This window comes from Caulobacter sp. GW821-FHT10A06 (genome assembly GCF_059415805.1).
The window spans coordinates 312,140-324,284 of the sequence record NZ_JBWKNY010000004.1 but is presented as its reverse complement, the minus strand read 5'-3'; the positions used below and the strand labels follow the sequence as shown (position 1 = coordinate 324,284).

At 67.5% G+C, this 12,145-nt stretch carries 12 protein-coding genes; 3 read left to right on the top strand and 9 right to left on the bottom strand.

Translation table 11 applies throughout. The features are described 5' to 3' along the window. Positions 1–45: 45 nt before the first annotated feature. The 7 genes from AC07NF_RS13030 to rimP form a co-directional block, all read right to left on the bottom strand. On the bottom strand, positions 46–621 hold the full coding sequence (locus AC07NF_RS13030) for a hypothetical protein (RefSeq protein ID WP_494626436.1): 576 nt from the start codon (positions 619–621) through the stop codon (positions 46–48). Continuing rightward, on the bottom strand, positions 618–1,139 hold the full coding sequence (locus AC07NF_RS13025) for a DUF2939 domain-containing protein (protein ID WP_494626435.1): 522 nt from the start codon (positions 1,137–1,139) through the stop codon (positions 618–620). The genes AC07NF_RS13030 and AC07NF_RS13025 overlap by 4 nt, the downstream gene beginning before the upstream one ends. Positions 1,140–1,177: 38 nt before the next feature. Beyond that, positions 1,178–1,729 (bottom strand): YcxB family protein, encoded by a 552-nt coding sequence (locus tag AC07NF_RS13020; RefSeq protein ID WP_494626433.1) that lies wholly within the window; start codon positions 1,727–1,729, stop codon positions 1,178–1,180. Between the two features lie 72 nt (positions 1,730–1,801). Then, positions 1,802–4,915 carry a translation initiation factor IF-2 gene (gene infB, locus AC07NF_RS13015; protein ID WP_494626431.1) on the bottom strand — a complete coding sequence of 1,038 codons (3,114 nt, stop codon included), beginning with the start codon at positions 4,913–4,915 and terminating at the stop codon, positions 1,802–1,804. 291 nt (positions 4,916–5,206) lie between these two features. Beyond that, positions 5,207–5,857: an RNA-binding protein gene (locus AC07NF_RS13010; RefSeq protein ID WP_494626429.1), complete on the bottom strand. Its 651-nt coding sequence runs from the start codon at positions 5,855–5,857 to the stop codon at positions 5,207–5,209. 69 nt (positions 5,858–5,926) lie between these two features. After that, positions 5,927–7,630: a transcription termination factor NusA gene (nusA, locus tag AC07NF_RS13005; protein ID WP_494626427.1), complete on the bottom strand. Its 1,704-nt coding sequence runs from the start codon at positions 7,628–7,630 to the stop codon at positions 5,927–5,929. Positions 7,631–7,632: 2 nt separating this feature from the next. After that, positions 7,633–8,223 (bottom strand): ribosome maturation factor RimP, encoded by a 591-nt coding sequence (rimP, locus tag AC07NF_RS13000; RefSeq protein WP_454713520.1) that lies wholly within the window; start codon positions 8,221–8,223, stop codon positions 7,633–7,635. 367 nt (positions 8,224–8,590) lie between these two features. Between rimP and ppa the strand changes: the two genes are divergently transcribed. Next, positions 8,591–9,124 carry an inorganic diphosphatase gene (gene ppa / locus AC07NF_RS12995; protein WP_295107376.1) on the top strand — a complete coding sequence of 178 codons (534 nt, stop codon included), beginning with the start codon at positions 8,591–8,593 and terminating at the stop codon, positions 9,122–9,124. Between the two features lie 5 nt (positions 9,125–9,129). Beyond that, positions 9,130–9,543: a DUF5990 family protein gene (locus AC07NF_RS12990; protein ID WP_494626424.1), complete on the top strand. Its 414-nt coding sequence runs from the start codon at positions 9,130–9,132 to the stop codon at positions 9,541–9,543. Here AC07NF_RS12990 and AC07NF_RS12985 read toward each other — a convergent pair. Continuing rightward, positions 9,530–10,102 carry a LytTR family DNA-binding domain-containing protein gene (locus tag AC07NF_RS12985; protein ID WP_492815993.1) on the bottom strand — a complete coding sequence of 191 codons (573 nt, stop codon included), beginning with the start codon at positions 10,100–10,102 and terminating at the stop codon, positions 9,530–9,532. The genes AC07NF_RS12990 and AC07NF_RS12985 overlap by 14 nt on opposite strands. Positions 10,103–10,485: 383 nt before the next feature. Between AC07NF_RS12985 and AC07NF_RS12980 the strand changes: the two genes are divergently transcribed. Next, complete coding sequence (locus AC07NF_RS12980) at positions 10,486–11,400, top strand: LysR family transcriptional regulator (protein ID WP_494626422.1); 915 nt, start codon at positions 10,486–10,488, stop codon at positions 11,398–11,400. Here the strand turns inward: AC07NF_RS12980 and trmB are convergent. Beyond that, the gene (gene trmB, locus AC07NF_RS12975; RefSeq protein ID WP_494626420.1) at positions 11,390–12,070 is read right to left on the bottom strand and encodes a tRNA (guanosine(46)-N7)-methyltransferase TrmB; all 681 of its coding nucleotides are present in this window, start codon (positions 12,068–12,070) and stop codon (positions 11,390–11,392) included. The two genes, AC07NF_RS12980 and trmB, sit on opposite strands and share 11 nt — an antisense overlap. Between the last annotated feature and the right edge of the window lie 75 nt (positions 12,071–12,145).

Below are 12,145 nucleotides of genomic sequence, written 5' to 3'. Positions count from 1 at the left end.
AGACGCGGGAGCCCGGTCGGATGCGACACGACCGGCGAAAAATTCTTAGTTCGTCGTGTCCGGATGTTGCGGACTGTCGGTCCAATCCTGCATCGGATCGGGCGCGCGGTTCTTGGGCAGGCGCCACTCGCCGCGATACGAGAAGTCCAGCGTGCCGCAGAGGCGGGCCTTGGGCCCAGAGTCTTTGGAGGCTTTCGGATCATCCCCGAACGCCTGGATCCGCAGGTCGCGGCGGATGACGATGGTGCTGAACGACAGCCACAGCCGCGTCGAGCCCGGACAGAAGGCGCGGACATAGACCTTGCCCTGGGCGGCCTTGCTGTCGACCTCGAACAGCATGGCGTCGGCGTCGACGCCGCTCATGGCCGAAAGGCCGCCGGGGCCAAGGTCCTTCTGGCTGCCGTTGTTGAGCCGCGCCTCGGCCGGCACGCCGGTGGCCAGCACCTTGATCGGCCGGCCCGAGCCCAGCAGGCCCTGGTTGAACAGGATCGTCACCCCCGCACCGGTCAGCCGCTTGGCGTCCGGCGATATCGGGTCGTACGAAAACATCCGCGTCTCGGCCCCAGCGGCGTTCGCCGCCAACAGGGCCAGGGCCGCGCCCCCCCAGATCGCGTGCTTCATCGTCTGGCGTGCAGGTTCGCGGCTTGAGGATCAAAGCCCGACAGGCGCCAGCGGTCGCCCTCCAGGCTGAAGGTCAGCAGGCAAGGGCCGTCCTTCTTGGCCGCGCAGACCCGGCCGTCGCCGACCGGGCGCAGGGTGCTGGCGATGGCGATGCGGCCCGGGATCGGACGGTCGGGCGTGTAGCCGTAATAGTTGGCGGCCGCGTGGAAGGTCTCGGGCCGGATCAGCGCCTCGCCGGCCACGTCGGCCAGCGGCCCCGCCGCCAGGGCGGCCAGGGCCATGACGCCGTTGCTCTGCCCGCCGCGCTGGCGGGCCTCGTCCATCAGCCGCGTCTCGATCTGGTACTTCAGCGCCCGGCGGTCGACATGGGCGTCGAAGGTCGCCCGGTCGTTGTCGCGGATGGCGATCAGCAGGGCGTGCACGTCGCCGGCGGCGTCGTAACGGGTCGCGGTCGCACAGGCCCCGAGCGAGGCGGCGACGGCGGTCAGAGCAAGAAGAACCTTGATGCGCATGCGCAAATGGGTACCCCCGGAATGGGGCGATTTCCAGTCTGGGTTCAGGGGGCGCCTCGCACCAGGGTGGCTACCTCTCGGCTCCGAGCCTGCGCCGAGGGCGAGAGATGCTCGAGGCAGATCCTCAGGAAGGCGATCTCGTCACCTGGCGTCGGGAAGAAACGACGCGGCAGGAAGTAGGCCTGCCCAGGACCGATGATCAGCCACGCCTCACGTCCCGGCGCGATCTCGGAGATACCCGCCCAGGCCAGGGTCATGCGTTGCAGTGGTCCGTTGATCGCCAGCCCGGTCTCGTCGGCGACATAGACCACGGACGAAATCGTCGGCACACCGCGCGCTGTCCAGACGCGCCTGACGATCGGTTGCGCCCATCGAATAGCGGCGATGCTGCCGATAATGAGGAACGCCAGGCTGATATAGACCGCCAGGCGCGCGCCAATGAACCGCTCGACGAGGTTCTGGAGCAGTAAGGTCCCGACGAGCACTGGCGTCAGGTAGGTGAAAAGGCCGAACCGGCGCCATCCGTAGAGTCTTTTGCCAAGAGGCCCGCAGGCCTTGGCGGACTCCCCCATCGCAATGTCGCCGCTGACTTCCATCCCGCCCCCAGACGCAAGAAAGGCGCGAGCTTGCGCCCGCGCCTCCCTTTAAGCTGAGTTCGGATCGAACGCCTAGTCGAGCTGGCGCTTGATCTCTTCGACGGTGAAGCACTCGATGGTGTCGCCGACCTTGATGTCCTGGAAGCCGGCGAACAGCATGCCGCACTCCTGACCGACGGGGACTTCGTTGACCTCGTCCTTGAAGCGCTTGAGCGTCTGCAGGGTGCCCAGTTCCAGGACGACGATGTCCTGACGGATGATCCGGACCTTGGCGCCCTTGCGGACCACGCCTTCGGTGACCTTACAGCCGGCGACCTTGCCGATCTTCGAGATGTCGAAGGCCTGCAGGACCTCGGCGTTGCCGAGGAAGGTTTCGCGCTGGATCGGGGCCAGCATGCCCGAGAGCACGCCTTTGATGTCGTCCAGCAGGTCGTAGATGATCGCGTAGTAGCGGATCTCGACCCCTTCGCGTTCGGCCAGGGCCCGCGCCTGCGCCGAGGCGCGGACGTTGAAGCCGATGACCGGCGCGCCGGCGCCCTTGGCCAGCATGACGTCGCTTTCGCTGATCGCGCCGGCGCCCGACAGGATGATCCGCGCGCGGACCTCGTCGGTGGCCATCTTGTCCAGCGAACCGATGATCGCCTCGGCCGAACCTTGCACGTCGGCCTTGATGATCAGCGGAAGCTCTTTCAGCTTCTTGTCCTGCAGCTTGGCCATCATGTCGGCCATCGAAGCGCCGGCGCCCACCGGGGCCAGCGACTTCTCGCGCTTCAGGCGGATGCGGTACTCGGTCAGCTCGCGAGCGCGGGCTTCGTTCTCGACCACGGCGATGGCGTCGCCCGGCGAGGGCACGCCGTCCAGGCCGAGGATCTCGACCGGGGTGGCGGGACCCGCTTCAGTCAGCTGCTCGTTGCGCTCGTTGAGAAGCGCGCGGACGCGGCCCCACTGGCTGCCGGCGACGACGATGTCGCCGCGCTTCAGCGTGCCGCGGTTGACCAGGACGGTCGAGACCGCGCCGCGACCCTTGTCCAGCTTGGCCTCGATCACGACGCCGTCGGCGCTGCGGTCGGGGTTGGCCTTCAGGTCCAGCACTTCGGCTTGCAGCAGGATGCCTTCGAGCAGCTCGTCCAGGCCGGTGCGGGCCTTGGCCGAGACCTCGATGATCTGGGTGTCGCCACCCAGGCTTTCGACGACGATCTCGTGCTGCAGCAGCTCGTTGACCACGCGGGTCGGATCCGAGCCCGGCTTGTCCATCTTGTTGACGGCGACGATGATCGGCACGTCGGCGGCCTTGGCGTGTTTGATCGCCTCGACCGTCTGGGGCATGACGCCATCGTCACCGGCCACCACCAGCACGACGATGTCGGTGATGTTGGCGCCGCGGGCGCGCATCGACGAGAACGCGGCGTGGCCGGGCGTGTCGAGGAACGTCACGCGCTGGCCGTCCTTCAGGCGAACCTGATAGGCGCCGATGTGCTGGGTGATGCCGCCGTGTTCGCCGGCCGCCACGTCCGTGGAGCGCAGGGCGTCGAGCAGGCTGGTCTTGCCGTGGTCGACGTGACCCATGATCGTCACGACCGGGGGTCGCGGCTCCATGTGATCGTCGATGTCCTCGGCGCCGATGAAGCCTTCTTCGACGTCGGCTTCCGACACGCGCTTGACGGTGTGACCGAACTCGGTCGCCACCAGCTCGGCGGTGTCGTTGTCGATGACGTCGTTGATCTTCAGCATCACGCCCTGACGCATCAGGAACTTGATGATGTCCACGCCACGCACGGCCATCCGGTTGGACAGCTCCTGCACGGTGATGACGTCGGGAATGACGACTTCACGCGCGACACGGGCCTGTTCGGCCACGCCGCCACGGCGCTTTTCCTTTTCACGTTCACGGGCCCGGCGAACCGAGGCCAGCGAACGCATACGATCGGCGGAATCCCCATCACCGGCGACGGCCTGGATGGTCAGGCGCCCTTCGCGGCGTTGCGGCGCGCCCTTGACGCGCGATACGGCCTTGTTGGGGGCGTTGGCGGCCTTGCGGCGATCGTCATCCTCGTCGGGACGGCGGACTTCGCCGCCGGGACGCGGGGCCGAACGCATGGCGCGCTGGATTTCGGGGGTGGCCGGAGCCGAGGCCGGGACGCCCGGACGCGGGCCGCGCGGCGGACCGCCGGGACCACGGGGGCCGCCGGGCGCCGGGCGCGGGGCCAGGGCCGAGTAACGGACGGTCTGTTGCGGACGGTCGCCTTGCGGACGATCACCCTGCGGACGATCGCCACGGTAGCCGCCGCGATCACCGCCGCGATCGCCTTGCGGACGATCACCGTCGGGACGCGGACCACGAGGACGGTCGCCCTCGGGACGCGGCGCGCGCTGGCCGAAATTGGCGCCGGCGTCGGGACGCGGCGCGCGTTGGTTGAACGGGCGGTCGCCTTGCGGGGCCGGGCGATAGGTCGTCGTGCTGGGACGATCGTCGCGGCGTTCGCGGCTGGGCTCGTAGGTGCGGGTCTGGCCCGGAGCGGCCTGGCCGCGCGGGCCATCATGACGGGGACCATCGTTACGGGGGCCCTCATGGCGAGGACCTTCGTGACGGGGCGCATCCTGGCGCGGAGCCTCGGCGCGCGGCGCGGCCGGGGTCGGAGCCTGGGCGACGGGACGCGGCGCCGGAGCAGCCGGCGGCGGGGTCACGGGCGCGGCGGGCGCGGCCGGAGCCGGAGCCTGAGCGACGGGGGCCGGAGCCGCGGCCGCGCGTTCGGCCGCGGCCTTGGCGGCGGCTTCGCGCTGAGCGGCTTCCTGAGCGGCGCGAGCGCGCGCTTCGGCGGCGGCCTGGTCGGCCGCCTGACGGGCTTGGTTCTCGCGAGCCGCGTCGACGACGCGTTGACGGGCGCGCAGTTCTTCCTGCGACAGGCCGCCGGCCGAACCGCCGCCGCCACCACCGCTCGATTGCGGCTGATGCTGCGGACGGGGAGCCGGGGCGTCACCATGGCGACGTTCAGCCGAAGACGGCGCGGCAAGATTGCCGGTCGCGGCGGCGTGAGGACGCGTCCGCTTGGTTTCCACAACCACCGTCTTGGTCCGGCCGTGGCTGAAGCTTTGCTTCACGACCCCTGCGCTCACCGAGCCCTGGCGGGGCTTCAGCGTCATCGGGGGTCGATTGCCGTTACGGCCGTTTTCGTTTTCGTCGCTCATGCGCTCGCTTGTACTTCCGCCGGGCGGTACCCGGCTAAAAAACCGTTCTTTCCATGTGAGAAAGGGGCCTGGACGTACCTCCAAAAAGGAAGCGCGTTTCCCGACCCTTCACTCACGAACCCGACCCGAATAGCCGCGTCCAACATCAAAGATTCTAGAGCTTTTCCATCGCACCGGCGGTTCCCCGGTGGGATGCAAAAACCCTAGGCCTGTCACGATCGGCTGGCCAACCCGGGCGAACAGGCTCGCCCTTTTTCATAAAGACCCCCTCCGCGCAGAGCGGGGAGGCCTCTAGCCGTCCTCGCGTCCGTTCGCCGACCATTCGGGAGGCAAAAGCGGGCGGAAACCTGACAAACGCTCGACATCCTGTGTCCAGCTATCGATGCCGCGCCCGGCAAGGAGAGCGGTGTGTATCACATTCTCCCCGCCCAAGGCCAAACCCAATTCATCCGAATTGAATGCGCCCAGCAAACGGGGGGCTCTGGGGGCCTTTCGGGCGGCGTTCAGGATCTTGCGGCGACCGTCCTCGGCGCTGTCCGAGGCCTCGATCAGCCAGGCGACGTTGCCCGTCCCCAGGGCCGCGACCACCTTTTCGTAGCCTGAGATAATGGTCCCGGCCTTCCGCGCAAGACCCAGGCTGTCCAGGATGCGACGGGCCAGCAGGGCCTCGACCTGGTCGGCCAGGTCGGCCGGCGCGGTCAGCTTGGTCTTGGCCGCGCGCGAGAACAGGCCCTTCTTGGCCGCCGTCGCGATCGACTCCCGGTCGGCGCCGACCCAGATCCCGCGACCGGGCAGCTTGCGGGCCACGTCCGGGACGACCACCCCGTCCGGCCCCGCCACGAAGCGGACCAGGCGCGCCTCGTCCGTCGCCTCGCCCAGGACGATGTCCTTGCGCAGACGATTGGCTTCGGCGTGGGTCTTGGGGGCGGGGGCTTCGGTCATGATCTTTCTGAAAGACGAACGGCCCCGCGGATTGCTCCGCGAGGCCGTCATTTAACGCTCCGAAGGGCCTTAGGCCTCTTCTTCCGACGCGGGTTCTTCCGAAGCCGGCTCTTCAGCGACGACCTCTTCGGCCTCGCCTTCGAATTCGCCTTCAGCTTCACCTTCGGCTTCAGCCTCGTACTCGGCTTCCGGCTCGTATTCCGGCTCCGGCGGGGCCTCGACCCAGCCCATGATAATGCGGGCGCGCATGATCAGGGCCTCGGCGTCTTCCGGCGACAGGTTGAAGCTTTCCAGGATGCCCGGCTCGCGCACGCGCTCGCCGCCCTTGTTCTCGAACCAGCCCCGCATGTCGTCGGGCACCAGGCCGGCGAAGTCCTCGACGGTCTTCACGTCGCCTTCGCCCAGGGCCACGGCCATGGCCAGGGTCACGCCCTCGATGGCCAGGACCTCGTCCTGCACGCCCAGCTCGACGCGCTTGGCGTCCAGGGCGGCGGCTTCCTTTTCCAGGAACTCACGGGCGCGGGCCTGCAGTTCCTCGGCGGTCTCTTCGTCGAAGCCTTCGATCGAGGCGACTTCGTGCGCTTCGACGAACGCCACGTCTTCCACCGCGGCGAAGCCTTCGGTGACCAGCAGCTGGGCGATGACCTCGTCGACGTCCAGGGCTTCCTGGAACAGGGCCGTGCGCTCGGTGAACTCGCGCTGACGGCGCTCGCTCTCCTGGCTTTCGGTCATGATGTCGATCTGCCAGCCGGTCAGCTGCGAGGCCAGGCGGACGTTCTGGCCGCGGCGGCCGATGGCCAGCGACAGCTGCTCGTCCGGCACCACGACTTCGACGCGCTCGTCTTCCTCGTCCATGACGACCTTGGAGACTTCGGCCGGGGCCAGGGCGTTGACGATGAAGGTGGCTTCATCTTCCGACCACTGGATGATGTCGATCTTTTCGCCCTGCAGCTCGGCCACGACGGCCTGCACGCGCGAACCACGCATACCGACGCAGGCGCCGACCGGATCGATCGAGCTGTCGTTCGAGATGACGGCCATCTTGGCGCGCGAACCCGGGTCGCGGGCCACGGCGCGGATCTCGATGACGGCGTCGTAGACTTCCGGCACTTCCTGCGCGAACAGCTTGGCCATGAAGCCGCCGTGCGCGCGGCTCAGCATGATCTGCGGGCCCTTGGTCTCGCGACGGACGTCGTAGATGTAGGCGCGGATGCGGTCGCCGACGTTGAAGTTCTCGCGCGGGATCGACTGGTCGCGGCGCATGATGCCTTCGCCACGGCCCAGGTCGACGATGACGTTGCCGTATTCGACGCGCTTGACGCTGCCGTTGACGATCTCGCCGACGCGATCCTTGTACTCGTCGAACTGACGCTCGCGCTCGGCTTCACGCACTTTGTGCATGACGACCTGACGGGCCATCTGGGTCTGGACGCGGCCGATCTCGAACGGCGGCAGGACTTCTTCGTAGACCTTGCCGATCTCGGCGTCGCGCCAGGCGCGCTTGGCGATCGACAGCTGCATCTTGCCGATCTCGCCTTCGAGTTCGGTGTCGTCGGCGACGACCTCGATCACGCGCTTCTGCGTCGTCTCGCCCGTGCGCGGGTCGATCTTGACGCGGATGTCGTGCTCGGCGCCGTAGCGGGCGCGGGCGGCCTTTTGCAGCGCGTCCTCGATGGCCTCGATGACGACTTCCTTCTCGATGCCCTTTTCACGGGCGACCGCGTCGGCGATCTGCAGGAGTTCGAGCCGGTTGGCGGCGATGCCGATGGCCATGGTCAGTCCTCTTCACTTTCGGACAGGTCGTCGTTGTCGGATTGGTCGGTTTCAGATTTCAGGCGGGCGGCCCGTTGCTTGGCCCCCCGATCCATCAGGGCGTCGGTCAGGACGAGCTTGGCGTCGATGATCCACGCGAAGGGGAAGTAGACGGTAACGTCGTCCTCGCCCTCGATGTTCAAACCCACCTGGTCGTCCTCGACGCCGGCCAGCTCGCCCTTGAAGCGCTTGCGGCCCTCGGCCACGCGGTCCAGCTCGATGCGAGCGTCCAGGCCGGCGTAGTCGTCGAAGTCCTTCAGGCGGGTCAGGGGGCGGTCGATGCCGGGGCTCGAGACTTCCAGCGTGTATTCGCCGGAGATCGGGTCGGCGGGGTCCAGAACCTCGGACAGGCCGCGCGACAGGCGGGCGCAGTCCTCGACGTTCATGTCGCCGCCGCTGCCGTCTTCCTGCAGCGGGTGTTCGGCCATGATCTGCAGGCGGCGCTGCTCGGCCCCGCCCATCAGGCGCAGGCGAACGATCTCGTAGCCAAGGCTCTCGGCGACGGGATCGAGCAACTCGATCAGATCACGGTCTTCCTGCGTCTTGCCGCGCACGGTTCTCTCAACTCTCAGGGCTGGCCAGCTTCGCTGCCGATCAGCCAAACAAAAAGCGGCAGCCTTTCGGCCGCCGCTCGAAAGCGCCATCTAGCGCTAACGGACGATGTGGAACGCTTTATAGGCGAATTGATAAAGGCTGTCGACTCTCAGGCGGGAAATCTCAGACTCGGCTTTCGCACCGCAGCACTAATCGGAAGAGCCTGCCCGCTTTGGATGCGTAGGCATCCAAAGCGGACAAGCAGGCTCTTAGCTAAGAATTAGAGCGTGATGGCCGCCAAAACCGCTCACACTTTTGGCTATCACGCTCTATAAGCCAGCCCGCGCAGGCCGCCTCCCCGCGGTCCTCATAAGACGAAGAGTCACAATGGACCTCTCCAAGATTCCGACCGGGGCCAACCCGCCTTACGACCTCAACGCCATCATCGAGATCCCGCAGGGCGGCGAGCCGGTGAAGTACGAGATCGACAAGGAAAGCGGCGCCCTGATGGTCGACCGCTTCCTGCATACGGCGATGTTTTATCCGGCCAACTACGGCTTCATCCCGCACACCCTGGCCGACGACGGCGACCCGGCCGACATCATGGTCGTGGGCCCGACCCCGGTGGTGCCGGGCGCGATCATCCGCTGCCGCCCGATCGGCACCCTGATGATGGTCGACGAAGCCGGCTCGGACGAAAAGATCCTGGCCGTGCCGGTCGACAAGCTGCACCCGTTCTACACCGGCGTGTCCAGCTGGCGTGACCTGCCGACCATCCTGACCGAGCAGATCGCCCACTTCTTCCAGCACTACAAGGACCTGGAAAAGGGCAAGTCGACCAAGATCACCGGCTGGGCCGACATCGAAGAGACCGCCGACGTCATCCGCGCGGCGATCAAGCGCTACAACGAGACGTACTAAGCGAAATGGCCAGGATCGATCTCACCCTGAGGATCATCCTGGCCGACCCGCCGCCCGGCGTGGTCTTTTCCAAGCAGGACGCCAAGAACCATCCGGTCGATCCGGTTCGGTCTGAAGGCGACCTCTCCTTCGACATCCCCATCACCCTGACCCCGACACCGCAGGGCCTGCGCCCCGGCGGCGGCTTCGTGCGCAACGACAGCCGGGGACGGTTCGTCTACATCGCCTCGGGCGGACAGGCGGGCGACGGCCACACCGTGTGGTCGCGGCGCATCAAGATCTATCTGCACGACCTCCCGGCGGACCTGAGCGGCGGCGAGGTGTTGGCGGCGACCATCGCCGGCCGCGCCAAGGACGGCGGACCAGCCTGCGCGACCGTGCCGCTGCTGAGCGGCTGGACCCGCGTCACGCCGCCATAAGCGCCGGGCCACGCAGGCTCAAACGCTCCTGCACCGCCCCGACATAGCTGGGGCCCACCGGCACCGCGACGCCGTCGCGCAGCACCAGCGAGATCAGCCCCCGTCCGGCGCGATTGACCGCCTTGACCCGCTCTGGATTGACGAAGGCCGAGCGGTGCACCCGCATCATCCGGCGCGGGTTCAGCTGCTGCTCCAGCGTGTTCATGGTGATGCGGTGGATGTGCCGGCGCGTGGCCGTGTGCAGCAGGACATAGTCCTTGGCCGCCTCGATCCAGTCGATCTCGCTGATCGCCACCCGCACCTGGCCATGACGGCCGGGCACCCACAGGCCTTCAAGCTCCTCGCTGGGCTCGGGCTCGAGCGCCGGCGCCTGAGCGCTCATGGTCAGGATCATCGGCGCGCGCGGATCGGCCAGCAGGATGGCCACGCCGCCCTGCTCGGCCAGACCCGTCAGGCCCAGCCCCGTCATCAGGCGCGACAGCGCCTGGCGCAGGTCCCGGTAGGCGGGATCCCACGGGTCGTGGGCGATGGCCCGGTTGATCAAAGGCGCGGCAGACATGGGCTCTCCTCACGGCGTCCGCCTCAGGGCGCCGACGGTGGTTGTTGGAGCCGCAGACATCGCCGCAGCTCCCGCTGATGGACAGGATGTCGAACCGATGATTGCCTGATGAAACGCCGATCATGGCGCGTCTGGCGTCATCCTTCTCGATCCCCCGATGGTTCGTTGAATGCTGTTTGGCACAAAATGTGTCAAATTAAATCTGGCACATAATGTGTCCTATTTTTAATGCGCGCTCGGTCGACGGCCGGGGCGCGCTAGAAAGGCATTGATCGAATTCGCTTTTTTAGGATGCTTGAGTTGCAGCCTGACTAGCGCCTTCGCCCCCATTCCAGCAATCAGCGTTCTTGCAACACGGCTATGCACAAACGCATAGTCACCGGATGTTCGACTGGAACGACCTTCGGCACTTCCTGGCGACCGCAAGGGCCGGCAGCACCCTTGGCGCGTCCAAGCGCCTGCGCGTGAACCAGTCGACCGTGGCCCGCCGGCTGGACGCCCTGGAGGCCGCCTGCGGCGTGCGGCTGTTCGATCGTGATCGCAACGGCGCGGCCTTGACCGAAGCCGGCGCCGACCTCCTGGCCCACGCCGAGGCGGCGGAGAAGGCGATGGCGGCCTGCGAGCATCGCTTGAGCGCGCATCGTCGCGGCCTTTCGGGCGCCGTCCGGCTGACCTGTTCGGAGCTGATGGCCACGATCGGCGTGATCCCGGCCATGGGCGAGTTCCGCCGGCTCTATCCCGAGATCCAGGTCGAACTGGTCCTGACCGACGCCTTCCTCGATCTGGAGAAGGGCGAGGCCGACATCGCCATCCGGGCGTCGTTCAATCTGGAGCCCTCGAACCTGATCGCCCGCAAGATCCGCGACGAGACCTGGGGCGTCTACTGCACCCTCGACTACGCGGAGACCCACGGCGTCCCGACCCTCCAGGATCAACTGCCGGCGCATCCGTTCATCGACAGCGAAGGCCCGATGGCGACCCTGCCGCCCATGATCTGGCTGCGCGAAAAGGCCGGACCGTCCGGGACCGTCGCCATCCGTTGCAGCTCACTGCACAACGTGCTGAACGCGGTGCTCGCGGGCCTGGGTCTCGCGGCCTTGCCCGACGGCCTGGGAAGCCGGCACCCCGAGTTGCGGCGCTGCCAGCACATCCCCCTGCCCGGCGAACCGGCCGTCTGGCTGATGACCACGGCCGAGCTGCGCCACACGCCGCGCATCCGGGCGTTCATGGATTTCATCATCCCGCAGGTGGCGGCCGCGGCGCGCCAATCTCCGGACTATTCGGCGCCTAGCGCCTGACGAAGTCCAGGAACACCGGCGCGCAGTCGCCCAGCTTCTTTTCCTCGTAGCGGGTGGTGACGTGGTCGGCCGGGATGGCGTTACGGTCGGCGTCTTCCTGCGCGAAGCGGAAGTTCGGATCGGCCAGGACCCGCTCGGTCGTCCACTCGCCGTAGTCGGCCCAGTCAGTGGCGAAGCGCAGGGCCGCGCCCGGCTTCATCACGCGCGCAAGCCTGGCGACGAACTCCGGCTGGATCAGGCGGCGCTTGTTGTGGCGGGCCTTGTGCCAGGGGTCGGGGAACATGATGAACACCCGGTCCAGGCAGGCGTCGGGCAACCAGTCGACGACATCCCGGGCGTCGCCCTCGTGGACGCGGACGTTCTTGAGGGCCTGCTCCTCGACGTGACGCACGGCGCTGGCCACGCCGTTCACGAACGGCTCGGCGCCGATAACCAGGGTCTCGGGGTGACGGCCGGCTTGCGTGGCCATGTGCTCGCCGCCGCCGAAGCCGATCTCCAGCCACACGGCCTTGGCGTCCGGCATCAGGTCCAGCGGCTGGAACGGGCCCTGCGGCACGGCGATCTCGGGCAGCAGGGTGTCGAGCAGGGCCTGCTGGCGCGGCTTCACCGGACGCGCCTTGATGCGGCCGAACGAGCGCAGCGGGCCATGGGGTTGGGTCGGATTGGTCATGGGCGGGCGTCTTAGAGCGTTGAGGACGAAATGAAAACGGGCTCCGACCCGTGAGGATCGGAGCCCGCTTCCAAA

Bases quoted from the DNA above. Each gene is read 5' to 3' on its own strand.
- AC07NF_RS13020 (WP_494626433.1), bottom strand. From the start codon at position 1,729: ATGGAAGTCAGCGGCGACATTGCGATGGGGGAGTCCGCCAAGGCCTGC.
- AC07NF_RS12980 (WP_494626422.1), top strand. From the start codon at position 10,486: ATGTTCGACTGGAACGACCTTCGGCACTTCCTGGCGACCGCAAGGGCC.
- nusA (WP_494626427.1), bottom strand. From the start codon at position 7,630: ATGGCCATCGGCATCGCCGCCAACCGGCTCGAACTCCTGCAGATCGCC.
- ppa (WP_295107376.1), top strand. From the start codon at position 8,591: ATGGACCTCTCCAAGATTCCGACCGGGGCCAACCCGCCTTACGACCTC.
- AC07NF_RS12990 (WP_494626424.1), top strand. From the start codon at position 9,130: ATGGCCAGGATCGATCTCACCCTGAGGATCATCCTGGCCGACCCGCCG.
- trmB (WP_494626420.1), bottom strand. From the start codon at position 12,070: ATGACCAATCCGACCCAACCCCATGGCCCGCTGCGCTCGTTCGGCCGC.
- infB (WP_494626431.1), bottom strand. From the start codon at position 4,915: ATGAGCGACGAAAACGAAAACGGCCGTAACGGCAATCGACCCCCGATG.
- AC07NF_RS13030 (WP_494626436.1), bottom strand. From the start codon at position 621: ATGAAGCACGCGATCTGGGGGGGCGCGGCCCTGGCCCTGTTGGCGGCG.
- AC07NF_RS13010 (WP_494626429.1), bottom strand. From the start codon at position 5,857: ATGACCGAAGCCCCCGCCCCCAAGACCCACGCCGAAGCCAATCGTCTG.
- AC07NF_RS12985 (WP_492815993.1), bottom strand. From the start codon at position 10,102: ATGTCTGCCGCGCCTTTGATCAACCGGGCCATCGCCCACGACCCGTGG.